The sequence below is a fragment of the Pseudomonas sp. CFII68 genome (genome assembly GCF_000416195.1).
Classification (GTDB): domain Bacteria; phylum Pseudomonadota; class Gammaproteobacteria; order Pseudomonadales; family Pseudomonadaceae; genus Aquipseudomonas; species Aquipseudomonas kilonensis.
Window position 1 is genome coordinate 20547 of record NZ_ATLN01000030.1, and the last position, 24874, is coordinate 45420.

Annotated in this window: 23 protein-coding genes; 9 read left to right on the forward strand and 14 right to left on the reverse strand. The window is 61.9% G+C overall.

Features of this window, described 5'->3' with window-relative positions:
- Positions 1-2 precede the first annotated feature (2 nt).
- The 5 genes from CFII68_RS21575 to CFII68_RS21555 form a co-directional block, all read right to left on the reverse strand.
- Entirely contained in the window at positions 3-1232 is a 1230-nt protein-coding gene (locus CFII68_RS21575) for a nucleoside recognition domain-containing protein (protein WP_018602706.1), read from the reverse strand.
- Positions 1233-1512: 280 nt separating this feature from the next.
- Positions 1513-2844, reverse strand: coding sequence for a glutamate/aspartate:proton symporter GltP (gene gltP, locus CFII68_RS21570; protein WP_018602708.1), 1332 nt, complete (start codon positions 2842-2844; stop codon positions 1513-1515).
- A gap of 705 nt (positions 2845-3549) precedes the next feature.
- Positions 3550-4014 (reverse strand): inhibitor of vertebrate lysozyme family protein, encoded by a 465-nt coding sequence (locus CFII68_RS21565; protein WP_018602710.1) that lies wholly within the window; start codon positions 4012-4014, stop codon positions 3550-3552.
- A 2-nt stretch (positions 4015-4016) separates the two neighbouring features.
- Positions 4017-4181: a DUF1328 domain-containing protein gene (locus CFII68_RS26470; RefSeq protein WP_003177151.1), complete on the reverse strand. Its 165-nt coding sequence runs from the start codon at positions 4179-4181 to the stop codon at positions 4017-4019.
- Between the two features lie 80 nt (positions 4182-4261).
- Positions 4262-4549: a hypothetical protein gene (locus tag CFII68_RS21555; RefSeq protein WP_018602740.1), complete on the reverse strand. Its 288-nt coding sequence runs from the start codon at positions 4547-4549 to the stop codon at positions 4262-4264.
- 438 nt (positions 4550-4987) lie between these two features.
- Between CFII68_RS21555 and algB the strand changes: the two genes are divergently transcribed.
- On the forward strand, positions 4988-6334 hold the full coding sequence (algB, locus tag CFII68_RS21550; RefSeq protein ID WP_018602742.1) for a sigma-54-dependent response regulator transcription factor AlgB: 1347 nt from the start codon (positions 4988-4990) through the stop codon (positions 6332-6334).
- Between the two features lie 10 nt (positions 6335-6344).
- Positions 6345-8135 (forward strand): ATP-binding protein, encoded by a 1791-nt coding sequence (locus tag CFII68_RS21545; protein WP_018602744.1) that lies wholly within the window; start codon positions 6345-6347, stop codon positions 8133-8135.
- Between the two features lie 19 nt (positions 8136-8154).
- On the opposite strand, the gene CFII68_RS21540 is transcribed toward CFII68_RS21545, so the two are convergent.
- From CFII68_RS21540 to CFII68_RS21510, 7 genes are all read right to left on the reverse strand, one after another.
- Positions 8155-9768: an EAL domain-containing protein gene (locus tag CFII68_RS21540; RefSeq protein WP_018602746.1), complete on the reverse strand. Its 1614-nt coding sequence runs from the start codon at positions 9766-9768 to the stop codon at positions 8155-8157.
- 75 nt (positions 9769-9843) lie between these two features.
- A complete protein-coding gene (locus tag CFII68_RS21535) occupies positions 9844-10623 on the reverse strand; it encodes an N-acetylmuramoyl-L-alanine amidase (protein WP_018602748.1) in 780 nt (259 codons plus the stop codon).
- A 104-nt stretch (positions 10624-10727) separates the two neighbouring features.
- Positions 10728-12821 carry a GGDEF domain-containing protein gene (locus CFII68_RS21530; protein ID WP_018602749.1) on the reverse strand — a complete coding sequence of 698 codons (2094 nt, stop codon included), beginning with the start codon at positions 12819-12821 and terminating at the stop codon, positions 10728-10730.
- Positions 12818-13696, reverse strand: coding sequence for an endonuclease/exonuclease/phosphatase family protein (locus CFII68_RS21525; RefSeq protein ID WP_018602750.1), 879 nt, complete (start codon positions 13694-13696; stop codon positions 12818-12820). Before CFII68_RS21525 ends, CFII68_RS21530 begins: the two co-directional genes overlap by 4 nt.
- Positions 13697-13711: 15 nt before the next feature.
- The gene (locus tag CFII68_RS21520; protein WP_018602751.1) at positions 13712-14353 is read right to left on the reverse strand and encodes a thiol:disulfide interchange protein DsbA/DsbL; all 642 of its coding nucleotides are present in this window, start codon (positions 14351-14353) and stop codon (positions 13712-13714) included.
- 198 nt (positions 14354-14551) lie between these two features.
- Positions 14552-15163 (reverse strand): cytochrome c, encoded by a 612-nt coding sequence (locus tag CFII68_RS21515; RefSeq protein ID WP_014335820.1) that lies wholly within the window; start codon positions 15161-15163, stop codon positions 14552-14554.
- A gap of 46 nt (positions 15164-15209) precedes the next feature.
- On the reverse strand, positions 15210-15500 hold the full coding sequence (locus CFII68_RS21510; RefSeq protein ID WP_003196231.1) for a cytochrome c5 family protein: 291 nt from the start codon (positions 15498-15500) through the stop codon (positions 15210-15212).
- Between the two features lie 191 nt (positions 15501-15691).
- Here CFII68_RS21510 and yihA point away from each other — a divergent pair, with 191 nt between their 5' ends.
- The gene (yihA, locus tag CFII68_RS21505; RefSeq protein WP_003196227.1) at positions 15692-16333 is read left to right on the forward strand and encodes a ribosome biogenesis GTP-binding protein YihA/YsxC; all 642 of its coding nucleotides are present in this window, start codon (positions 15692-15694) and stop codon (positions 16331-16333) included.
- Between the two features lie 408 nt (positions 16334-16741).
- Here yihA and polA read toward each other — a convergent pair whose 3' ends face one another.
- Complete coding sequence (gene polA / locus CFII68_RS21500) at positions 16742-19510, reverse strand: DNA polymerase I (RefSeq protein ID WP_018602769.1); 2769 nt, start codon at positions 19508-19510, stop codon at positions 16742-16744.
- Positions 19511-19584: 74 nt separating this feature from the next.
- Between polA and CFII68_RS21495 the strand changes: the two genes are divergently transcribed.
- Together CFII68_RS21495 and CFII68_RS21490 are read left to right on the forward strand one after the other, a co-directional pair.
- Positions 19585-19872 carry a DUF2782 domain-containing protein gene (locus CFII68_RS21495; RefSeq protein ID WP_018602771.1) on the forward strand — a complete coding sequence of 96 codons (288 nt, stop codon included), beginning with the start codon at positions 19585-19587 and terminating at the stop codon, positions 19870-19872.
- A 59-nt stretch (positions 19873-19931) separates the two neighbouring features.
- Complete coding sequence (locus CFII68_RS21490) at positions 19932-20882, forward strand: homoserine kinase (RefSeq protein ID WP_018602772.1); 951 nt, start codon at positions 19932-19934, stop codon at positions 20880-20882.
- Between the two features lie 138 nt (positions 20883-21020).
- Here the strand turns inward: CFII68_RS21490 and znuA are convergent, their stop codons facing one another.
- Positions 21021-21950 carry a zinc ABC transporter substrate-binding protein ZnuA gene (znuA, locus tag CFII68_RS21485; protein ID WP_018602774.1) on the reverse strand — a complete coding sequence of 310 codons (930 nt, stop codon included), beginning with the start codon at positions 21948-21950 and terminating at the stop codon, positions 21021-21023.
- Between the two features lie 66 nt (positions 21951-22016).
- On the opposite strand from znuA, the gene zur reads away from it, so the two are divergent.
- From zur to CFII68_RS21465, 4 genes are read left to right on the forward strand one after another with little or no spacing between them, the layout of a single operon-like run.
- The gene (zur, locus tag CFII68_RS21480; protein WP_018602776.1) at positions 22017-22499 is read left to right on the forward strand and encodes a zinc uptake transcriptional repressor Zur; all 483 of its coding nucleotides are present in this window, start codon (positions 22017-22019) and stop codon (positions 22497-22499) included.
- Complete coding sequence (znuC, locus tag CFII68_RS21475; RefSeq protein WP_018602784.1) at positions 22499-23281, forward strand: zinc ABC transporter ATP-binding protein ZnuC; 783 nt, start codon at positions 22499-22501, stop codon at positions 23279-23281. Before zur ends, znuC begins: the two co-directional genes overlap by 1 nt.
- Positions 23274-24062 carry a zinc ABC transporter permease subunit ZnuB gene (znuB, locus tag CFII68_RS21470; protein ID WP_003196213.1) on the forward strand — a complete coding sequence of 263 codons (789 nt, stop codon included), beginning with the start codon at positions 23274-23276 and terminating at the stop codon, positions 24060-24062. Before znuC ends, znuB begins: the two co-directional genes overlap by 8 nt.
- Positions 24063-24099: 37 nt before the next feature.
- Positions 24100-24813 (forward strand): PA5502 family lipoprotein, encoded by a 714-nt coding sequence (locus CFII68_RS21465; protein ID WP_018602789.1) that lies wholly within the window; start codon positions 24100-24102, stop codon positions 24811-24813.
- The last annotated feature ends 61 nt before the right edge of the window (positions 24814-24874 follow it).

The window sequence follows — 24874 nt, forward strand, 5'->3', positions numbered from 1 at the left end:
GGTCAACCGAAGAACCAGTAGCAAACGCCGATGGCCGCCACGACCCCGGCCAACTCCGCCAGCAGCGCACACCCCACGGCGTGGCGCGCCCGCTGGATACCGACGGCGCCGAAATAGACCGCCAGCACGTAGAACGTGGTCTCGGTGCTGCCCTGGATGGTCGCCGCCACCAGGGCCGGGAAGCTGTCCACGCCGGAGGTCTTCATGGTCTCGATCAGCATGGCCCGGGCGGCGCTGCCGGAGAACGGCTTGACCATGGCGGTCGGCAGGGCATCGACGAAACGCGTGTCCAGGCCGGCCCACTGCACCAGGTGCCGGATGCCGTCCAGGCCGAAATCCAAAGCCCCCGAAGCCCGCAGCACGCCGACGGCGCAGAGCATCGCCACCAGGTACGGCAACAGGTTCTTGGCAACGTCGAACCCTTCTTTCGCGCCTTCGACGAAGGCTTCATACACCTTGACCTTGCGCAGCGCGCCCACCACCAGGAACAGGATGATCAGGCCAAACAGCGTCAGGTTGCCGAGAATCGACGACAGCCCCGCCAGTGCCGTGGCCGAGAGTGTGGCCAGCAGCGCCATGAAACCGCCCAGCACCAACGCTCCCGGAATCAGGTAAGCCAGCACCACCGGGTCCCACAAGCGCAGGCGCTGCATGAACGCCACCGACAGCAATCCCATCAGGGTCGAGGCGCTGGTGGCGAGCAGGATCGGCAGGAACACCAGGGTCGGGTCCGGCGCGCCTTGCTGGGCGCGGTACATGAAGATTGTCACCGGCAGCAGCGTCAGCGACGAGGCGTTGAGCACCAGGAACAGGATCTGCGCGTTGCTGGCGATGGTTGGGCTGGGATTGAGATCTTGCAGGGCGCGCATGGCCTTGAGGCCGATGGGCGTGGCGGCGTTGTCCAGGCCCAGGCCATTGGCGGCGAAGTTGAGGGTGATCAGGCCGATCGCCGGGTGGCCGGCGGGCACTTCCGGCATCAAGCGCAGGAACAGCGGGCCGAGGGCCTTGGCCAGCCAGTCGACGATGCCGGCCTTTTCGGCGATGCGCAGGAAGCCCAGCCACAGGGTCAAGGTGCCGAACAGCAGGACCATCACCTCCACCGACAGCTTGGCCATGGCGAAAATGCTTTCCACCATGGCCGCGAAGATCCCGGCGTTGCCGCCGATCAACCACTGCGCCAGCGCCGACACGGCAGCCACGATAAAGAAGCCAAGCCACAGGCCATTGAGCATCAGTTAAATCCCCCGGAAGATGCCGCGAATGATAGCGGGGCTGGCAGAAACGACAAACCCCGGATTTCTCCGGGGTTTGCTTGGCACTGCGCAGATGATCAACGAACACCCTGTGGAAGACCCTGTGGGAGCCGAGCTTGCTCGCGATGGCGTCGGATCAGTCAGCATTGATGTTGGCTGACACACCGCCATCGCGAGCAAGCTCGGCTCCCACAGGATCTCCCACAATGGCGGGGTTGTTCAGGCACTTTGTTGCTGGCCCTAACTCCCCCAATGGATCTCAACGGCTGGAAGTTTCCCCCGCCGGCAGCGGCTCTTTGCTGCGCCAGTGCGGCAGGGAGTTCCAGTAGCGCTGGCCCTTGGCATCGTCGTACATGCCTTCCCAGCGGGCGATGACCAGTACGGCCAGGGCGTTGCCGATGACGTTCAGCGCGGTACGGGCCATGTCCATGATGCGGTCGGCGCCGGCGATGAAGGCCAGGCCTTCCAACGGAATGCCCACGCTGCCCAGGGTCGCCAGCAACACCACGAACGACACGCCCGGCACACCGGCGATGCCTTTGGAGGTGACCATCAAGGTCAGCACCAGCAGCAATTGCTGGCTGATGGACAGGTCGATGCCGTACAGCTGGGCGATGAAAATCGCCGCGATGCTCTGGTACAGGGTCGAACCGTCGAGGTTGAACGAATAGCCGGTGGGCACCACGAAGCTGCAGATGGCTTTCGGTGCGCCGTAGGCTTCCATCTTCTCGATCACGCGCGGCAGCACGGTTTCGGAACTGGCGGTGGAGTAGGCCAACACCAGCTCATCCTTGAAGATGCGCATCAGCTTGAGCACCGAGAAGCCGAACAGGCGGGCGATCAGGCCCATCACCACAAAGGCGAAGAAAGCGATGGCGACGTATACCAGGATCACCAGTTTCGCCAGCGGCAGCAGCGACGCGAAGCCGAAGTTGGCGACGGTCACCGCGATCAGGGCGAACACGCCGATCGGGGCGTATTGCATGATCATGTGGGTGACCTTGAACATGCTTTCCGACACGCCCTGGAACATCTTCACCAGCGGCTCGCGCAGGTCCGATTGCAGGCTGGACAGACCCAGGCCGAACAAGACGGAGAAGAAAATGATCGGCAGCATCTCGCCACGGGCAACGGCGGCAAAGATGTTCGACGGGATCAGGTTGAGGATGGTCTCGATGAACGCGTGTTCATGCTGGACTTCCGCCGCCGTGGCCTGGTACTTGGAAATATCCACGGTACCCAGGGTGCTCATGTCGATGCCGCTGCCCGGCTGGAAGAAGTTGGCCAGCAGCAGGCCGACGACGATGGCGATGGTGGTGACGATTTCGAAGTAAAGGATGGTCTTGAGACCGATGCGCCCGAGCTTCTTGGCATCACCGACCCCGGCAATGCCGACGATCAGCGAGGAAATCACGATCGGGATCACGATCATCTTGATCAGACGGATAAAGATATCGCCCGCCGGTTGCAGCACATTGCTGATCCACCAGGCCTTCTCGGCACTGAAATGGTTGAGCAGCGCGCCCACTGCAATCCCCAGCACCAGACCGATGAGGATCTGCCAGGCGAGGCTTAGTCGTGCCTTCTTCATATCGTTACCCTTACTTCAGTTGGACTCGGACAGTGGCGCGAACAGATCGTCGATGACGAAAAACATTCGCGCCCCTGCCCCCGTATAAGGTCACCCCGAGCGCGTTAGCGGCTTACTGGCAGGCGAAAAAAAGGCGCAACTATTGCGATGCAGGGGGGGCTCGTCTAATGCCGTAAACGCCTACCCTATGCCGAATCGGCATGAAGATTTGCAAACGAAACCCGCCTTCCAAGCCGTTCGAACACGACATTTATGCAGGCATAAGTGCCGTGAAACGGCCATTTCAGCGTAGCTGGGCTTTCTCTCGCAACGGTGGGGGACCGATGAAACAACCGCGAATCGAGACGCGGCCCATGGGAGAAATTGCGCCGGCATTCTCCGATATACGGTCAGGAAAAGGGGGATAAATCGGCGGGAGGAGACAATATGCCGCATCGCCGGGTGGCTTGCGGCGCCCCAATCAGCCAACCGCTCTGGCGCGCGTATCTGGCGACATAAAGCTCTACGCAAGTTCGCCAAGCCGTGATGGCTTTGCGAACTTGCGTCGCAGCTTTTACCTGACCCGGCCCTTTCGCAGGCACCCCTTGTGCCCGTAGGTCACTCCGACGCTCATCCGTCAGAACGTCCCGGCCCCCTGGTCATGCACCGGCCCTCCTCGGGCTGTGCAGCAGAGAAAAGCAGGGCTGCTTTTCCCCTTTTTCAGAATCAGTACCAGTTCGGATCTTTCTTGAGTTGTTCCATTAACAGTTTCTGCATACCTTCATCGGGCTTGCCGAGGAACCGGTAGTTGGCATGACGGGTCGGGGACTTGTCGGCCGGCAGCCCCGCAGGGACTTCCACCAACATGGCATAGGCCTCGTCCTTGTCGAAACTGAAGGCGACGAACAGGCGTGCGCTGCGACACGTCGCCTGGGTTTCGCACAACGGTCCCACCAGGTACTTGTCGCCATCTTCCTCCACAGCATTCATCTGCTGCGAATCGCCTGACAGGTTCATCACCCATTCGGGCAGGCGCTCTTCTTTTTTAACGACGTGCTGCCAGGTCTCGCGGTATTGCGGGTCGGCCTCCAGCAACTGGTTGACGCGCATCTGTCCGTCATTGGCAGCCATTGCCATGGCACTGCCGCCCAGCAACAGGGCGGCGGCCAGTCCTTTAAATGAAACGCTCATGGTCAGCCTCGGCCACGACGGCCAAAGAAGAAGGAAGCAATGAACATCACCAGAAACACGACAAAGAGAATCTTGGCGATGCCCGTGGCGGTGCCTGCGATACCACCGAAGCCCAGTACAGCGGCGATGATGGCAATGATCAGGAAGGTAATTGCCCAGCTCAACATGGTGATTCTCCTTACGCTTTTCTATTTAGTGAAGGTCTTGCGGTGATGGTTCCGGCGCAATGGACGACCGGTTCATCGGGTTAAAACACCCAGCGCTCTTCACGCGGCATGGCGCTCAATGGCTGAGCCTGGTCGACATCCATCATGCGCATTGAAGCGGACGCTTCTTCAAGGCTGCTGACAGCGCTGAAATGGGTTTGCGGAGCACGCTGAATCGACACCTGTGGCGCTTCTGGCTGTTGACGCTCGTGCCAGAGCAACCATTGCTGGCCCGTTACGAGGGTGACCAGCAGCGCCAAGGCAGCCCATAGGCCCTGCTGGATGTGCAGGGAAGAGAGGCGCAATTGAGCGGCACTTTGACGATTCATCCTGGAATTCCTCCACACCCGGGTGCGGTGATCTGGTTGAGGCGCGCGAACGCCACGTTGACCAGAGCATTGCAGCCTGCGTGCCAGGATTTTTTGTTAAGTAAAAATCTTTAAAATCAATAAGTTAGTAAATAAATGCAACGTGCCGGGAGCGCATCCTGCACGATGGCGCAAGCGCCGGTCGTGCGTATTGCACGAATCAGGCGGAAAAGACGTTAGATTGTTTTTGAATTGGCTGTCAGACACAGCTGTCGGAATGAGCGATACGAACCGTCTGAACCAGACGATTCATAAAAAAAGGAACTCAAATCAGGCTTTTAGGAGTCACACGTCCACAGGGTCATTCTCGGTGAGTAATATCCCCTCAGAATCGACCATGCAACTTGCCCGATTTTTCTGACACTAACCAACATCATTCATTAAAGGAGCGTAGGAAAAATGGAATCCGCCACTGAGCATCAAGGCCGCATTCTGCTGGTAGACGACGAGTCCGCCATCCTGCGTACGTTCCGATACTGCCTGGAAGACGAAGGCTATAGCGTTGCTACCGCCAACAGCGCCGCACAGGCCGACGCACTGCTGCAACGCCAGGTGTTCGACCTGTGTTTTCTCGACCTGCGCCTGGGCGAAGACAACGGCCTGGATGTGCTGGCGCAAATGCGTATCCAGGCCCCCTGGATGCGCGTGGTCATCGTCACCGCCCACTCGGCGGTCGATACCGCGGTCGACGCGATCCAGGCCGGGGCCGCCGACTACCTGGTCAAGCCGTGCAGCCCCGATCAATTGCGCCTGGCGACCGCCAAGCAATTGGAAGTACGCCAACTGTCGGCAAGGCTAGAAGCCCTTGAAGGGGAGGTGCGCAAGCCCAAGGACGGTCTCGACTCCCACAGCCCGGCGATGAAAGTCGTCCTGGAAACCGCCCGCCAGGTCGCCAGCACCGATGCCAACATCCTGATCCTCGGCGAGTCCGGCACCGGTAAAGGCGAGTTGGCCCGCGCGATCCATGCCTGGAGCAAACGCGCGAAAAAATCCTGCGTCACCATCAATTGCCCGTCACTGACCGCTGAACTGATGGAAAGCGAATTGTTCGGCCATAGCCGGGGGGCCTTCACCGGCGCCAGCGAGAGTACGTTGGGGCGCGTCAACCAGGCTGACGGCGGCACGCTGTTTCTCGACGAGATCGGCGATTTTCCCCTGACGTTGCAACCAAAATTATTGCGTTTCATCCAGGACAAGGAATACGAGCGGGTAGGGGACCCAGTCACCCGCCGCGCCGATGTGCGGATTCTCGCCGCGACCAACCTCAACCTCGAAGACATGGTGCGCGACGGGCGTTTTCGCGAAGACCTGCTGTATCGCCTGAACGTCATCACCCTGCACCTGCCGCCGCTGCGTGAGCGCGCCGAAGACATCCTGACCCTGGCCGACCGCTTCCTGGCCCGCTTCGTCAAGGAATACGCGCGCCCGGCCCGGGGCTTCAGCGACGAAGCGCGCGAAGCGCTGCTAGGCTATCGCTGGCCGGGCAACATCCGGGAACTGCGCAACGTGGTCGAGCGCGCCAGCATTATCTGCCCTCAGGAAAAAGTCGAAATCAGTCACTTGGGCATGGCCGAGCAGCCGGTCAACAATGCGCCGCGCATCGGCGCCGCACTGAGCCTCGACGAACTGGAAAAAGCCCACATCGGCGCGGTGCTGGCCACGGCCGACACCCTCGACCAGGCAGCCAAGACCCTGGGTATCGATGCTTCCACGCTGTATCGCAAACGCAAGCAGTACAACCTGTGAGCGACACCTTATGAAACTGGCGATGAAGCTGCGCACACGACTGTTTCTCAGCATCTCGGCCCTGATCACCGTGGCCTTGCTGGGATTGGTGCTTGGCCTGGTCAGCGTGATGCAGATGGCCAATACCCAGGAACAATCGGTACGCGACAACTTCATCCTGCTGGACCTGGGCCTCAAGCTGCGCCAGACCCTCGGCGATCAGTTGATGATCATGCTCGACGACAAGCCCGACCTGGCGGCGCTGGAGGCCTCCAAGCAGCAATACCTGGCGCTGATCGACGAGGGCATCGCTCACGAACGGGGGCTGGACGATGCGGCAGTCAGCTTCAGCAGGGCCAAGGCCGACTACATGGAGTTTCTTGAGGCCTTCACCGCGTCTCGCCAGCAGCCGAGCCAGCTCACGAACATCAAGGACCTCACCGAAAAATTCAACGTGCTGCGCAATGGACTGATCGAAGGTTATCGCCAGGCCCTGACCAACATCAGTGAAACCCAGGACCGCACCCGTGAGCGCGCGATGTGGATTTCCGGACTGCTGGGGTTGGTGGGGTTTGCGGTGCTGATCATCGGGTTTATCACGGCCCATGGCATTGCCCAGCGTTTCGGCGCGCCGATCGAGGCACTGGCTGCAGCGGCGGACGACATTGGCCAAGGCAATTTCGAGGTCACGCTCCCCGTTTCCTCGGCCGCTGAGTTGAATCTCCTGACCCGTCGTTTCGGGGTCATGGCCGAGGCCCTGCGTGAGCATCAGGCCACCAACGTCGATGAGCTGCTCGCCGGCCAGCAACGTTTGCAAGCGGTGCTCGACAGCATCGACGACGGCTTGCTGATGATCGACCGCCAAGGCCAGCTGGAGCACCTCAACCCGGTGGCCCAGCGTCAATTGGGCTGGGATGAGGAACGCCTCGGGCAAGGACTGGGCGAGGCGCTGGGGCGCCTTGAACTGGATGAAGAATTGCACCTGGTCCTGCGCGGTGGAAGCCTGGAGCGCGCGCCGGAAGACCTGAGCATCGAAGTCGACGGCGAGTCGCGGGTGCTAACCTACAGTCTCACACCAGTCAGCCATACCCAGGGCCACATCCTCGGCGCGGTCATGGTGCTGCATGACGTGACCGAACAACGCGCCTTCGAACGGGTGCGCAGCGAGTTCGTCTTGCGTGCCTCCCATGAACTGCGCACGCCCGTGACGGGCATGCACATGGCGTTCGGCCTGTTGCAGGAGCGCCTGCATTTTCCAGAGGAGTCGCGCGAGGCCGACCTGCTCAACACCGTCACCGAAGAAATGCAGCGGCTGATGCAGCTCATCAATGACTTGCTGAACTTCTCTCGCTACCAGAACGGCCTGCAGAAGCTGACCCTGGCACCTTGCTCCATCGACGAGCTATTGGAAGCGGCCCGGCTGCGGTTCGCCGAACAGGCCCAAGCCAAGGGTATCGAGCTGCTCGTGGCGGTCCAGGGCCCGCTCCCGCGACTGCATGCCGACGCTGCGCAACTGGATCGCGTGCTCGATAACCTGATCGACAACGCCATGCGTCACACCGGCGAAAACGGCCAAATTCGCCTGCAGGCCCGGCGCCATGGCGAGCGGGTGATCATCAGCGTCGAAGACAACGGTGAAGGCATTGCCTACGGCCAGCAGGGACGGATCTTCGAACCTTTCGTCCAGGTCGGACGCAAGAAAGGGGGCGCCGGCCTCGGCCTGGCGCTGTGCAAGGAGATCGTCCAGCTCCACGGCGGGCGCATGGGCGTTTATTCAAGGCCGGGGCAGGGCACGCAGTTCTACATGGCGCTGGCGGTCTGAGCTCACGGCCTGAGCGGACTCAGGCTTCGTCATCGAGGCGGCGTCCACGCAGGCGCCGACCACGGGTAATCAATTCAATGAGCTGCACCGCGCTGAGGGCATGGGCGAACAGCCAGCCCTGGCCGAACTTCACCCCTTCGCTGCTCAAATAGGAAGCCTGGGCTTCATGCTCGATGCCTTCGGCGATCACCTTGAGTTGCAGGGCGTGGGCCATGCGAATGATGTGCGGGGCCACGCCGCTGCTGGCGGCATCGTGGCCCAAGGCATCGATGAAGGCCTTGTCGATTTTCAGGCAGTCCACCGGCAGGGTTTGCAGGTAGGCCAGGCTGCAATAACCGGTGCCGAAATCGTCGATCAACACCTGATGCCCGACGTCGCGCAGCGATTGCAGGTTATCCCGGGCGACCAACACATCGACCAACCCACGCTCGGTCACTTCGAAGGCAATCTGGTGCGCCGACACCCGATGCAGCGCCAGCAGGCGGGCGATCACTTCGCCAATACGCGGCACCATCACATCGCAGGCCGCCAGGTTTACCGAGATGTACAACTGTGGATTGGCCCGCAACAGTTGGCCCAATTGATCGAACAGCCGCTGCAGCACGAAATCGGTGATCTGGCGGATCTGCCCGGTGTTCTCGGCCATCGGGATAAACAGGTCCGGGCTGGTCAGGGTGCCGTCCGGTCGTCGCCAGCGCAGCAAGGCTTCGGCACCGACGCAGTTGCGGCTGCTCAAGTCGAAAATCGGCTGGTACAGCACCTGCAACTCACCGCGCCGGATGGCCCCGTGCAGTTCGGCATCCATGGACTGGCGGTGGCGCGCCAGCAGAAACACCTGGAAACCAATCCCCAGGCCCAGCACCAGGCTGACGGGCAGCATCCACCAGGCATTGGCCGGAATATCAAAAACGTTGCGCCGAGCGATCAGCACCAGTTGATATTCCGGGCTGTCGGTGGGCATCCGATAGATCAGCCGGGTCGGCGTCACTTGCAGGGCATTCTGGCTTTTCGGTGGCCAAGGCTCCGCGGGCGGCCAATGTTGATCCGTGCCCAACACGGGAATGGCTCGTTCACCGTGGTCCAGGACCACCAGCAGGCTGCTGCCCGGGGGCAGATCGACCACGTCGGCCAAATGCCCGCGGGAGGTGGCGACTCGAAAATTGCCGCGCCCCAGCATTAACGCCGCGCGGTCTTCGTTGGGTTCGGTGGTGGTATTGAGCCAGTAATTGTAGGTCGGCCCTCGGAGGTCGGGCGGGCGGGTCACCGACAAGCCAGTCTGGCGCGGGCGATTGGAACAGACACCACTGCCATCGATATACACCGCTTCATAAACGAAACGGTAATTGAAGCTGACCTCGCGCAAGGTCGCGATCATGTCATCGTCGCATCCGCGCAGCGGCTGGTTTTGCAGGTCGTCGAGGCTTTCACGCAATTGCCCGAAAAGCTGTTCCAGCCGTTGCAGGAAGCGCTCGCCCTGAGCATTCATCTGGTCGCTTTCACGCTGCTGGATCTGCTGCACGACCACAAACAGACTCCCCGCCAGCAGCAGGACGGTACTCAGGGCAGCCGCCATCATCGCCAGGAAAAGGGGGCGATGGAGCCAGCTCTGCAGGGTTTCGCGGGCAGCCGTCATCATGGGTAATCCGAAAGTTACCAATGAGTTATAGCTTCTGATTTGGATTTGGCCCGATTAGTCGGACGGGCGTCATTATTTTGTCTGGTTGAGCACCTGCAGGATCGCCGCGCTTTGCGCGTCCGGCGTGCCATCGAAGCGGGTCGGCCGGTAGTGCATCTGGAAGGCGGCCAGCACATGCTGGGTGGCCACGTCCCATTCGCCGGTCTGGGGCGTCGGGTAACCGAGGCGGGCCAGCTCGGCCTGGAACCAACTGGCAGGTGGCAGCTGTGGCGCGAAGACGGCCTGCTGGCGGGCGACGGCCTGCTCATCCGGCCACACCCCCAAGCCAGCTTGTGCCAGGCGCTTCCAGGGGAACAGCGGGCCCGGATCGAGCTTGCGCAGGGGCGCGATGTCGCTGTGGCCGATGATGCTGCGCGGGTTGATCCCGTTGCGCTGGATGATGTCCTTGAGCAAGACGGTCAAGGCCTGGACCTGGGCTTCGCTGTAGGGGTACCAGAGGCGCCCGGTGGGCGTGTCGACAAACCCCGGATTGACGATTTCGATGCCGATCGAACTGGAATTGAGCCAGGTCCGGCCTTCCCATTCACTTTCCCCGGCGTGCCAGGCACGTCGACCTTCATCCACCAGCTTATAGATGGTCGCGTCTTTATCATCGCCGATCAGGTAATGGGCACTGACTTCGCCATGGGTCAGCAGGGCCAGTGAGCGTTCCTGGGAAGCCGAGGTGTAATGCACCACCACGAATTGGATGCGGTTGTCATGGTTGACCGAAGGGTGGCTGGTGTCGAGCCGCGGGCCGCTGGTGCAGCCGGCCAGGATAAATAAAGCAGCAATGAGCGAAAAAAATTTCATGGCGGAAGGCATTACACGCTGGAAGTAATGCAACAGTGTAACGTATCGCCTCGCGATGATCCGGTGCGCGCGGCGATATTAAACAAATTGGAACAATTAGCCCCTCAGCCCAATTCTATGCGGTTACGCCCGGCATTTTTCGCGCGGTAAAGCGCCTGATCGGCTCTTTTAAGCACCGAATCGCTGTGTTCGCCCGGCTTGAAGGCCGTCAGGCCAATGGATACCGTCACCGTCACCGGCTCGCCCTTGAAATGGAACGGACAGGCTTCAACGGCCAGGCGCAGCGCTTCGGCCAGCTTGGCGCCGGCAGCCAGGGGCGTATTGGGCACCAACAGGATAAATTCCTCGCCACCAAAACGCGCAATGAAATCGCCGCCACGCAGGCGTTTACGCAGGACCGAGGCGATCAGTTTCAACACCCGGTCACCGGCCAGATGGCCGTAGTTATCATTGATGCGCTTGAAATGATCGAGATCGAGCATGGCCAGCAGCATGCTGTTGCCGTGCCGTTGCCACTGGACGACTTCATGCTCGAGACGTTCGGACCAGGCGGCGCGGTTCGGCAGCCCGGTGAGCGGATCGACCAACGCTTTTTGCCGCTGCTCCTCGAGGTTCTCCCGCACGACCTGGGCGTCCTGCTCCATCAGCGCGACGCGATCGGCCAGGCTTTTCAGGCGAGCCGAGACTTCCTGCTCGCGTTGATCACGTTGCTGGCGGTGCTGGTCCATCGTGCCGAGCAAGCCTTCGAGATGATTCTCGAGCACCTGCTTGAGGCCTTCCAGGTCATCGGCTTGTTGCACGCTGCTTTGCAGGCCGTCCACCTGTTCGCGAATCTGGGTGTCCATTTCCCGGGAAGCCGACAGGTTATCCGCGTGGTCTTCACTGGCGGCCTGCAGGCTGCTCTGGAATGACTCAAGCCGATCGTTGAGGCGCTGCAGGTACGCTTCGAACTCATGCTGGCCGGTGTCGGTGATGGCCAACATCAATACCGCAAGATCATCGAGGATCGGCAGCAATTCGTACCAGTTCAAGCCATTTCGCAACCGCTCACGCATGGCTTCGGCTTGTGGCCGATGGCGCTCGGGCAAGGTCAGGTCGCCCAACAGGCCCAACAACGTGTCTTCGATATGCTTGGCGACCGAGCTGTACGACGGCTCCGGCGAGTCGGGCAGGGCGTACTGGGCGTCAGCCCCATCGATGGCTTCCAGAGGCTCGGCGGGCTCCGCTGGGGGCAGCGAGGGATCGGGCAGGGCCTGTGCAGGCTCCTCGGGCATCAGTTCGTCGGGATTCTCGAGCGGGGGTGCCGCTACCGGGGGTTCGTCCGCGACCAAGGCTTGCAGCGGCGTGGGCTCGGTGGCTTCGTCCGGTTCGCTGATCGGTTGAACCACTTCGGCTACAGGTGTTGGAGCGGGCGTCGGGTCTGGCTCGATCTTCGGCGCAGTCATGGCAACCGGTTCGGGCGTCATCTCCAACGTGGGTGCTTGCTCCGCGACCGATGGCTGCGGTGCTGGTGCTGGTGCTGGTGCTGGTGCTGGTGCTGGTGCTGGTGCTGGTGCTGGTGCGACAGATTTTGCGTCCGTTGCCGGCGCCACGGCTAGGGGCAGGGCCGTTTCTGAAGCAGGCGCCACGCCGGCCTGGGCAGGCTCGTGGGGCTGGGGCGTCGCGTCCTCATGGCCTTGGCCGCCAAACAGCCGTTGCAGCAGGCCGGGGCGACTCGGTTCGACAGGGGCATCCAGGGCATTGAGTGCCTTGCCTTGCAAGCCGCTCAATTCGCTGAGCAGTAGCGGAATCTCCCGGGCCTGGCTGGCCCGATCCTCCACTTGCTTGGCAAACTTCTTCAGCGGCCGGCTGACTTCCTTGGGCAGCGGCAGGCTCTGCAACTGGGCAACCAGGGCCGTCAACGCGGCGCTCGTCTGCTCGACCCGCGTCTCGCGGCGCTGCTCGGAATCGAGGACGGCTTTCTCCAGGCGCGGCAGCAGGGCGGCGAGGCCGGCATCCATGTCATCGGTGCGCACCACCTCGCGCATCTCTTTCATGCATTGATCGACAGCCCTGTCAGTGCCCTCAGCGGCCAGGGTGCTGCGCACCAGGCCACGACGCAGCAAGTCGAGCCGAGCTTCCCAACGGCGCTCAAGCTTTTCCTGCTGTTCGATACTCTTGAGGTACTTCTCTCTCCAGCGTTCGGCGTCGTCGCTCATTCATCGGATCCGCGAGGGGCAGGACTCAGCGCGGGGAATGCATCGGCCGTGAGCGAACCAGGCAAACGAATTTCTACCGCGACCGGCAGGTGATCGGAAATGGGTTGGGCCAGCACCTCGACGCGTTCGAGGGTCAGGGTCGGGCTCAACAGGATATGGTCCAGGCAGCGCTGGGGGCGCCAGCTGGGGAATGTCGCTTCCAGTTGTGGCGCAAGCAGACCGAGATCGCGCAGGGGCGACGTCTGCAGCAAATCGCTGGCATGGGTGTTCATGTCGCCCATCAGCACCTGGTGTTTGTAGCCGCCGATCAACTCGCGAATGTACGCCAGCTGCATCGTCCGGGTACGCGCCCCGAGCGCCAGGTGCATCATGACCACGACCAGCGCCTCGGGACCTTCGCCGAAACGCGCGAGGATCGCCCCGCGGCCCTTCGGCCCGGGCAGCGGATGGTCTTCGATCGCCCACGGGCGCAAGCGACTCAACACACCATTGCTGTGCTGGCCGAGGCGTCCAAGGTTGCGATTGAGTTGCTGGTACCAGTAGGGAAAGGCGCCCAATTGGGCCAGGTGTTCCACCTGATTGACGTAGCCTGAGCGCAAGCTCCCGCCGTCGGCCTCTTGCAGCGCCACCAGGTCGAAGTCCTTGAGCAGGTCGCCGATTTTCTGCAGGTTACCGGCACGCCCGGTGTGCGGCAGCAAATGTTGCCAGCCGCGGGTCAGGTAATGCCGGTAGCGCTCGGTGCTGATGCCCACCTGGATATTGAAGCTGAGCAGCCGCAAGCGGCTATCGCCAGGCAGGCCCGTGGACGTGACATGATGCTCGTTGACCTGCGGTTCATGCAGGCCAACGATGCGTTCGGTGCTCCAGCGGGCCATGGGCGGAGGCCGCGCTTAGTTGGCAGCAGCCTTGGTGGCCGCTCGCTCTTTGGCGATCAGCTGGTCGGCCAGTTGCAGCGCTTCATTTGCGCCACCGGCAGAACCGATATCAAAGCGATACTTGCCGTTGACGATCATGGTCGGTACGCCCGTGATTTCGTATTTCTTCGCCAGCTCGCGGGCCTTCTTGATCTGGCCCTGGATGGCGAAGGAATCGAAGGTGGCGAGGAACTTGTCCTTATCGACGCCCTGGGTGGCGAGGAAGTCCGCCATCTCATCTTTCTTGACCAGCTTCTTGCCTTCTTTCTGGATCGCGTTGAATACCGCCGCGTGAACCTTGTGCTCGACGCCCATGGCTTCGAGGGTCAGGAACATCTGGCCGTGGGCGTCCCATGGGCCACCGAACATGGCAGGGATGCGCACGAAGTTAACGTCAGACGGCAGCTTCTCGACCCATGGGTTGATGACCGGCTCGAAAGCGTAGCAATGCGGGCAGCCGTACCAGAACAGCTCCACGACTTCGATCTTGCCAGGCGCCGCCACCGGAACGGGGTTGGTCAATTCGACATAGGGTGCGGCTGGCTTTTCAGCCGCTTGGGCAGTCACGCCGAACAGGCTGGCGGCGACGAGCGCGGCGCTGATGATCAGATTACGCATGCTTTACTCCTGGACAATGAGGGGGCCTCGCGAGACCTGTTTCTAAGACAGGCCGTGGCGGGTTCAAGTTCTCTAGTGTAACGGCAGCGGCCACAAAAAAGGGCGGCCAAAGCCACCCTTTTGATGCTCGCATCGACAGATTAATCGAGCGTTAACGTTGCAAGCGGTGTATCCCCTTGCAACGCCCGCCCAACAGCCTTAGTGCAGGCCCTGGATGTAGCTCGAGACTGCCGCGATATCTTCGTCGCTCAGCTTCTTGGCGATGCTCTGCATCGGCTTGGTGTCGCCATCATTGGTCCGGCCGCCTTCTTCCTTGCGGAAGTCGGTCAGTTGCTTGCCGACGTACTGGGCATGCTGGCCGCCCAGGTGAGGGAAGCCGGCCGCGGCGTTGCCCTTGCCGTCAGGCGAATGGCAACCGGTGCAGGATGGCAGGCCCTTGGCCAGGTCACCCCCACGGAACAGCGCTTCACCCCGGGCCACGAGTTTCGGATCGGCGGCGCCGACGCTGCCTTTCTGGCTGGCGAAATACGCCGAGATATCCGCCAGGTCCTGATCGCTCAGGTTGGTCAGCAGGCCGGTCATTTCCAGCACCGTGCGCTTGCCGGACTTGATGTCTTGCAGTTGCTTGTTCAGGTAACGCTCGCCCTGGCCCGCCAGTTTCGGAAAGTTGGGCGCCATGCTATTGCCATCCGGGCCGTGGCAGGCTCCGCATACGGCCGCCTTCGCCTGACCGGCAGCGGCATCGCCAGCGGCGTGGGCTACGCCGGATATCCCCAAGGTCAACAGCAGACTCACGATCAGTTTGTTCATCAGCTAATCCAACTACGGCTAAGGGTTAAAGAGTTATGGACCGGGTTCACTCGCTCATCCACTGGATGATGGCTCGGTAATCCTCGGCACTGCAGTCCATGCACAAACCACGCGGCGGCATCGCCTTGAAACCCTGGGTCACGTGTTGCACCAGCGTCTCCATACCTTTCGCCAACCTCGGCGTCCAAGCTTCCTGATCACCCTTGCGGGGCGCCATGGGGAGTTGGCCGGAATGACAGGCACCACAAACACGGTTGTACACAGCTTCCGGATCCTGTGTAGCCTGAGCACTGTAAAGCGGCATCAAGACACCGGCAGCTAGCAGCCATTTCGTCATAAAACGACCTTTTCAGGGTTGGGAACGAGCTGCGTTCTAATGCGCAATTTCGGTCGGTCGCTCCCGTGAACTTCATCCTACGCTGGGACAAAGCGCACACAAAATCTGCGGCATTATATACTGGCGTCACTGAAACGGAAACGACACAGCTTGCCGCGTCCATTCCCGACGCCGCCCACATCGGAAATCCCATGCAACTGAAGAACCCCATCCTCGGCCTGTGCCAACAGTCCACCTTCATGCTCAGCGCCGCCAAAGTCGATCAATGCCCAGACGACGAAGGCTTCGAAGTGGCTTTTGCCGGGCGCTCCAATGCCGGCAAATCCAGCGCGCTGAACACCTTGACCCATGCGAGCCTGGCACGCACCTCGAAAACCCCGGGTCGCACGCAGCTCTTGAACTTCTTCAAGCTAGACGATGAACGGCGTTTGGTCGACCTGCCCGGCTACGGCTACGCCAAGGTACCGATCCCGCTCAAGCAACACTGGCAACGCCACTTGGAAGCCTACCTGGGCAGCCGCGAGAGTTTGAAAGGCCTGATCCTGATGATGGACATCCGCCATCCGATGACCGACTTCGACCTGTTGATGCTCGATTGGGCGGTCGCCAGCGGCATGCCGATGCACATCCTGTTGACCAAGGCCGACAAGCTCACCTACGGCGCGGCCAAAAATACCCTGCTCAAAGTGCAGTCGGAAATTCGCAAAGGCTGGGGCGACGCGATCACCATCCAGCTGTTCTCCGCGCCCAAGCGCATGGGCCTGGAAGAAGCCTACACGGTGCTGGCCGACTGGATGGAATTGGCGGACAAGGGCAGCGAAGAGGCCGAGTAAGCCAAATCGCAGGCAAAAAAAACCCCGGACTTCTTATGGGGAGGGGGAAGTTCGGGGTCCAAGTTCCGGACCGCTAGGGCGGGGTCCAGATATCTGCCAACACTTAACACAACATAGGAGCATTGAAGGGCTTCACCAGCCATTCAAAATCTCTGAGTGGCAATTCATGGGTTTAGTTCAGATTATTTTTGGAAATAACCGTAGGAATCTTCAGAGCTAATGACGCCGCTCATGAATTCGCGGTGATCAATGTGGCGAGGGGATTTATCCCCGCTGGGCTGCGAAGCAGCCCCCAAAAAGCTGATCGCATCAATCTGATACACCGCGGTGACAGGCTTCAGGGCTGCTTCGCAGCCCAGCGGGGATAAATCCCCTCGCCACAGAGTCCGCTCAATTCTCCGGCAAGGATCAGTGCGCCTCGTCCCAGTTGTTGCCCACGCCCACTTCCACCAGCAGCGGCACGTCCAGGGTGGCGGCGGCGCTCATGTGCTGGCGGATTTCCTCGCGTACCTGGTCGACCAGGTCTTCACGTACTTCCAGCACCAGTTCGTCGTGTACCTGCAGGATGACCTTCGCATCCAGCCCGGACGCCGTCAGCCAGCGGTCCACGGCGACCATGGCTTTCTTGATGATGTCGGCCGCCGTGCCCTGCATCGGCGCGTTGATGGCGGTGCGCTCGGCGCCTTTGCGCAGGGCCGGGTTTTTCGCGTTGATGTCCGGCAGGTACAGCCGGCGACCGAAAATGGTTTCGACAAAACCTTGCTCGGCCGCCTGGGCGCGGGTGCGCTCCATGTACGCCAGCACACCCGGGTAGCGGGCGAAGTAGCGGTCGATATAAGCCTGGGACTGTTTGCGATCGACGCCGATCTGCTTGGCCAGGCCGAACGCGCTCATGCCGTAGATCAAACCGAAGTTGATCGCCTTGGCGCTGCGGCGCTGGTCCAGGGTGACGGCTTCCAGCTCAACGCCGAAAACCTCGGCCGCGGTGGCCCGGTGCACGTCCAAGTTATGGCGAAACGCATAGAGCAGGCCTTCGTCCTTGGCCAGGTGCGCCATGATCCGCAGTTCGATCTGCGAGTAGTCCGCCGCCAGTAGCTTGTAGCCTTTCGGCGCGACAAACGCCTGGCGGATGCGTCGGCCTTCGGCCGTGCGGATCGGAATGTTCTGCAGGTTCGGGTCGATGGACGACAGGCGCCCGGTCGCGGCGACGGCTTGCTGATAATTGGTATGGACGCGGCCCGTGCGGCTGTTGATCTGCTCCGGCAGGCGATCGGTGTAGGTGCTCTTGAGCTTGCTCAGCGAGCGGTACTGCATCAGCACCTTGGGCAGCGGGTAATCCTGCTCCGCCAGCTCGGCGAGCACCGCTTCGGCGGTAGACGCCTGGCCCTTGGCGGTTTTGCTGAGCACCGGCAAGCCGAGCTTTTCGTACAGGATCACGCCCAATTGCTTCGGCGAGCCCAGGTTGAATTCCTCGCCGGCGATGGCAAACGCCTCACGCTCCAGCGCCACCAGTTTCTCGCCCAATTCGACACTTTGTACGCCCAGCAGGTTGGCATCGACCAGCGCACCCTGGCGCTCGATGCGCGCCAGGACCGGCATCAGCGGCATTTCGATGTCGTTGAGCACCGTGCCCAGGCTTGGCGTGGCGGCCAGCTTTTCCTGCAAGGCCTGATGCAGGCGGAAGGTCACGTCGGCGTCTTCGGCGGCGTAAGGGCCGGCCAGTTCCAGGGAGATCTGGTCGAAGGTCAGCTGCTTGACCCCTTTGCCCGCGATGTCCTGGAAATCGGTCTTGCTCTGGCCCAGGTACTTGAGCGCCAGGCTGTCCATGTCGTGGCGGGTCGCGGTGGAGTCCAGCACGTAGGATTCAAGCATGGTGTCAAAGGCGACGCCCTGGACCAGGATGCCGTTGTTCTGATCGCCACCAATGGCGCAGTTGGCCAGGATGTTGGTTTCGAACTTGGCGTGCTGGCCGACCTTGAGCTTGTTCGGGTTTTCCAGCAGCGGCTTGAGTGCCTTGAGCACTGTGTCGCGGTCCAGTTGCTCCGGCACGCCCATGTAGGAATGGGTCAGCGGGATGTAGGCCGCCTCGAAAGGAGCCACGGCGAACGACAAGCCGACGAGTTGCGAATGCTGGGCATCGCCGCCATTGGTTTCGGTGACGAAGGCAAACAGCGGTGCTTTGTCCAGTTTGGCCAGCCACGCGTCGAAGCGCGCCTGATCGAGGATGACTTCGTACTTGGCCTCGGCAGCGCCGGGCTGTTCTTCGGCAACGTCGACGATCTCCTGGCCGGCACGCTTGGCGTCCCGCTGGTTGTCTTCGAACCAGCTCTTGAACTCCAGCAGCGTGTACAGCTCGGCGAGTTTCTCGTGATCCGGCGTGCCCATTTGCAGGTCGTCGAGGCCGACATCCAACGGTACGTCGGTCTTGATGGTCGCCAGTTCGTAGGAAAGCAACGCCATCTCCTTGTGCTCTTCGAGCTTGGCGGCCAGGGTCTTGGCGCCACGGATCGGCAAGGTGGCGACGATGTCCAGTTGCGCATACAGCTCGGTCAGGCCGCCATTGACGCCCACCAGCAGGCCGGAAGCGGTCTTCGGTCCGATACCCGGAACGCCTGGGATGTTGTCGGACGAATCGCCCATCAATGCCAGGTAATCGATGATCTGCTCGGGAGCGACGCCAAACTTCTCCTTCACGCCAGCCACGTCCAGGGCGCTACCGGTCATGGTATTGACCAAGGTAATGTGCCCGTCGACCAACTGCGCCATGTCCTTGTCGCCGGTGGAGATCACCACCGGGCGGTCGGCCGCCGCGCTGCTGCGGGCCAGGGTGCCGATCACGTCATCGGCTTCGACGTTGTCCACGCACAGCAGCGGGAACCCCAGGGCCTTGACGCTGGCATGCAGCGGCTCGATCTGCACGCGCATGTCGTCGGGCATGCTCGGGCGGTTGGCCTTGTATTCGGCGTACAGCTCATCGCGAAACGTCCCACCCTTGGCGTCGAAGACCACGGCGAACGGACTGTCCGGATACTGCTTGCGCAGGCTCTTGAGCATGTTCAGCACGCCCTTGACCGCACCGGTCGGCAGGCCCTTGGACGTGGTCAGCGGTGGCAGCGCATGAAAGGCGCGGTACAGATAAGAAGAACCGTCCACCAGGACGAGGGGAGCTTGGCTCATGAGCAGGATCAACCTTTTCGGCGGGTCCGGGGCTAGAATAGCGGGACCGTTGACGACAAAGGGACAAGGTTATCATGCGTACACTCAATCGCCTGTTACTGGCTGGCTTGTTTGCAATCACCCCGCTGGCCGTCATGGCGGCGGACGACGCACCTTCGGCAGACCCGGACGTCACCATCCGCACCGAAGGCGATAAAACCATTCAGGAGTATCGGCAAAACGGATTTTTGTACGCGATCAAGGTCACGCCCAAGAATGGCAAGCCTTATTTCCTGGTGCGTGCCGACGGTACCGATGCAAACTTCATCCGCTCGGACCAGCCGGATATGCTGATCCCTTCGTGGAAAATCTTTGAGTGGTAATACCGCTCTGCACTTCAACCGGCGCCCGCTGAAGGGCGCCCGTACTGGCAGTTTTAACCATGTCTGTGTTCACGCCCCTGGCTCGGCCCGAGCTGGAAACCTTTCTCGCCCCTTATGGGCTTGGCCGCCTGCTTGATTTCCAGGGGATCGCCGCCGGCAGCGAAAACACCAATTTCTTTATCAGCCTGGAGCAGGGCGAATTCGTCCTGACCCTGGTCGAGCGCGGTCCGGTCCAGGAAATGCCGTTCTTCATCGAACTGCTGGACGTGCTGCATGACGCCGACCTGCCGGTGCCTTACGCCTTGCGCACCACCGACGGCGTCGCGCTGCGGGAACTGGCGGGCAAGCCGGCGCTGTTGCAACCGCGCCTGGCCGGCAAGCACATCAAGCAGGCCAACGCCCAGCACTGCGCCCAGGTCGGCGAGTTGCTGGCGCATCTGCACCTGGCAACCCGCGACAACATGATCAAGCGCAAGACCGATCGCGGCCTGGACTGGATGCAGGAGGAGGGCGCCCAGCTGCTTTCGCACCTCGACGCCGAGCCGCGTCGGCTGCTCGAGGCGGCGCTGGATGAAATCTCGTTGCAGAAGGTCGGCATCCTGGCGCTGCCGCGCGCCAACATCCATGCCGATCTGTTCCGCGACAATGCGATGTTCGAAGGCACGCACCTGACCGGGCTGATCGACTTCTACAACGCCTGCTCCGGGCCGATGTTGTATGACGTCGCCATTGCCCTGAACGACTGGTGCTCGGACGACGACGGCGTGCTCGATGGCGCCAGGGCGCGGGCGCTGTTGGGTGCCTATGCGGCACTGCGACCGTTTACCGCCGCTGAGGCGCAACTGTGGCCGACCATGCTGCGCGTGGCGTGCGTGCGGTTCTGGCTGTCGCGGTTGATCGCCGCTGAATCCTTTGCCGGGCAGGATGTGTTGATCCACGATCCGATGGAGTTCCAGCAGCGCTTGGCGCAGCGGCAGACGGTTCACACAGTGTTGCCTTTCGCCCTCTAAACAGCATCGCGGGCAAGCCTTGCTCCCACAGCAGTAAGCGACTTTTCCTGTGGGAGCAAGGCTTGCCCGCGATGAAGGCGATGAAATCTTTCAGAAATCGAGCCACCTATGTCGCGAGCAAGCTTTGCTCCCACAGGGCTATAGCGACTCCAGGCACCCCGCCAGATCATTGCCCAATTTCTCCAACAACTGCTCATACCCCTGCGCCGTCGCCGGGGTATAACCGCCCAGCGCATCGAGCTCCGCCAGCTTCACCGGCAACCCGGCCACCAGGGTTTCGGCCAGGCGCGGGCGCAGGGGCGGTTCGCTGAAGACGCAGGTCTTGCCCACCGCCTGCAAGCGCGTGCGCATCGCCGCCACATGCTGGGCACCGGGCTGGACTTCGGCGGCCACGGCGAACACCCCGGCGTGCTTGAGGCCGTAGTGGTCTTCGAAATAGTCGAACGCTTCGTGGAACACAAAATACGGCTTGCCTGCGACCCCGGCCAGACGCGCCTTGAGGCGTGCGTCCAAGGCATCGAGACGCTGGTTGAAACCCTTGAGGTTGCTTTGATAGCGGGCCGCGTTGGCCGGATCCGCCGCGCTCAGGTCAGCCGCCATCTTGGCGGCGATCACCCGCGCATTGAGCGGCGAGAGCCACAGGTGGGCATCCACGGTGCCGGGGCGATGGTCGTGATCGTGTTCATCGGCGTCATGGTCATCATCTTCGTGGGACGCGCTGTCCTGGGCGAAGTGACGCAACTTGAGCCCGGGCAAATCCTGGATGGCGACGGAGGGCTGCTTGCGACCGTTGAGCACCCGCGGCAGAAAGCCTTCCATATCGGGGCCGATCCAATACAGCAGGTCCACCGACTGCACCTTGCGTACATCCGATGGCCGCAATGCATAGTGATGCGGCGAAGCCCCTGGCGGCAGCAACACCTCTGGAACGGCCACGCCGTCCTGCACGGCGGCGGCAATCAGTTGCAACGGTTTGATGCTGGTGAGCACCTTGACGTCGGCCTGGGCCGAGCTGATCAGTAGAAAACTTGCGACAAAAGCGACAAAGAGCGAAAAAAATCGGGACACGATGACCACTCGTAGAGGCGAGAACGGGTAACATAATAACGTCTCTCACTAAACTCGTCGCTGCCCATGCCTATTACCCCCCTTGCCAGTCGTCCTCACGATCACTCCCACTGCGTGCACAGCGCGCTGTCCGAGGCCGACGCCATCTGCGCGCGCCAAGGGTTGCGCCTGACCGCCCTGCGTCGGCGCGTGCTGGAATTGGTCTGGCAAAGCCACAAGCCACTGGGCGCCTACGACATCCTCGCGGTGCTCAGCGAGCAGGACGGCCGCCGTGCCGCGCCGCCAACGGTCTACCGGGCGCTGGATTTCCTCTTGGAAAACGGCCTGGTGCATCGCATTTCGTCGCTGAACGCCTTCGTCGGCTGCAACCACCCGGAGCACGCCCACCAAGGCCAGTTCCTGATCTGCCGCGAATGCCACGCCGCCATCGAGCTGGAACAGAAGTCCATCAGCGATGCCATCATCGCCAGCGCCAAAGACGTCGGCTTCGTGGTCGACACCCAGACCGTCGAAGTGGTCGGTCTCTGCTCCGGCTGCCAGGGGGCCTGATGAGCAATGCGTTGATCCGCCTCGAACAGGTGGCCGTGACGTTCGCCGGGCAGAGCGTGCTGGACAACATCCACCTGAGCGTCGAGCCGGGGCAGATCGTGACCTTGATCGGCCCCAACGGCGCCGGCAAGACCACCCTGGTGCGCGCCGTGCTGGGTTTGCTCAAGCCCGACAGCGGCAGCGTCTGGCGCAAGCCCAGGTTGCGCGTCGGCTACATGCCGCAAAAACTCCACGTAGACCCAACGCTGCCGCTGTCGGTGCTGCGCTTCCTGCGCCTGGTGCCAGGCGTGGACCGCGCACGCGCCTTGGCCGCGCTCAAGGAAGTCGGCGCCGAACAGGTGATCGACAGCCCGGTGCAAAGCGTGTCCGGGGGCGAGATGCAGCGCGTATTGCTGGCTCGCGCCCTGCTGCGTGAGCCTGAGCTGCTGGTGCTCGACGAGCCGGTGCAAGGGGTCGACGTGGCGGGGCAGGCCGAGCTGTACAGCCTGATCACGCGCCTGCGCGACCGCCACGGCTGCGGCGTGCTGATGGTCTCCCACGACTTGCACCTGGTAATGAGCACCACCGACCAGGTGGTCTGCCTCAATCGCCACGTCTGCTGTTCCGGGCATCCCGAGCAGGTCAGTGGCGATCCGGCTTTCGTCGAGTTGTTCGGAAAAAACGCACAAAGCCTGGCGATTTATCACCACCACCATGACCACGCCCATGACCTGCATGGTTCGGTGGTCAGCGCCCCTTCTGCTTCCAATCATGTTCATGGAGATGGCTGCAAGCATGGCTGATTTTCTGTTGTACGCCCTGCTCGCAGGCTTGGCACTCGCCTTGGTAGCCGGTCCCCTGGGTTCGTTCGTGGTCTGGCGGCGCATGGCCTATTTCGGCGACACCTTGTCCCACGCAGCGTTGCTCGGCGTGGCCTTGGGGTTTCTGCTGGACGTCAGCCCGGCGGTGGCGGTGACCGTTGGCTGCCTGTTGCTGGCGGTGGTGCTGGTGACCTTGCAACACCGCCAACCGCTGGCGTCCGACACGCTGCTGGGTATTTTGGCGCCGAGCACCCTGTCCCTCGGGCTGGTGGTACTAAGCTTCATGCATGACGTGCGGATTGACCTGATGGCCTATCTGTTCGGCGACCTGTTGGCGATCAGCCCGACGGACCTGTCGTGGATCCTCGGCGGTAGCGCCGCGGTGCTGCTGTTGCTGGTGGCGCTCTGGCGGCCCTTGCTGGCCGTCACCGTGCACGAGGAACTGGCCCGGGTCGAAGGCCTGCCCGTGCTGGGCTTGCGCCTGGCGCTGATGCTGCTGATTGCGGTGGTCATCGCGGTGGCGATGAAAATCGTCGGGGTGTTGCTGATTACTTCATTGCTGATCATCCCGGCGGCTGCGGCACAGCGTCACGCCCGCTCACCCGAGCAGATGGCCCTGGGCGCGAGCCTGCTGGGCATGCTCGCAGTGTGTGGCGGCCTGGCTCTTTCCTGGTTCAAGGACACCCCGGCCGGCCCGTCGATCGTGGTCAGCGCCGCCGCGCTGTTTCTGCTGAGTTTTGTCCTGCCTCGTCGAGGGGTGTAGACTTGCTCGCTTTTTGCGCAAATAGAGAGTCGCAGGAATGAAGCCGTTCGCCTCCCGTTATCTGCTCCTTGTCGCATTTTCCCTGCTGCTGGGCGCCTGCCAGAGTACACCGCCGGTCATCCAGGCCCCCGATACGCGGGGCCCGGCCATCGCGCAGCTCGAGCAAAGCCTTGCCAGCAATGAGCTGGCCACCGCCGAAGACCAGTTGGCCGCCTTGCAAGCCCAGTCGCCCGAAGACCGGTCTCTGGAACCCTATCAGCGGCAACTGGCCGAGGCGTATTTGCGCCGCAGCCAGATCGACCTGCAAAAAGGCGATGTAAACGCCGCCGCCACCGCCCTGAGCCGTGCCCGAGCGTTGATGCCCAAGGCCCCGGCCCTCACTGGCGAGGTCAACAGCGCCATTGCCGAAGCGCGCAAGGCCGACCTGGAAAAAGCCGAGGCCGACCTCAAGGCCGCCGAAGCCAAACCGGTCGCCAAAGTGATCGACCCGAGCGCCCCCAGCACCACGGTTGCGCTCAACCTCGCCGATATACAGCAAATGCGTCGACAACTGGATGCCATCGCCGCCGACGTGGTGAATTATCAGTGTGACGTCAGCATCCAGGCGCCGCGTACTGATGATTATCCGTGGTTGGCGACGTTGCTGAGCAAGCGGGTCAAGAAACTTGATCCGGGGTTTGATTTGAAACTGCAGAAGCAGATTTTGCGCAGTGTGTCGGCGCAGGTCGTGCTGACACCTCGCAAACCCTAAAAGCATCGCGGGCAAGCCTTGCTCCCACAGGGCAATTCCCATAGGTCAATGTGTTCTCTGT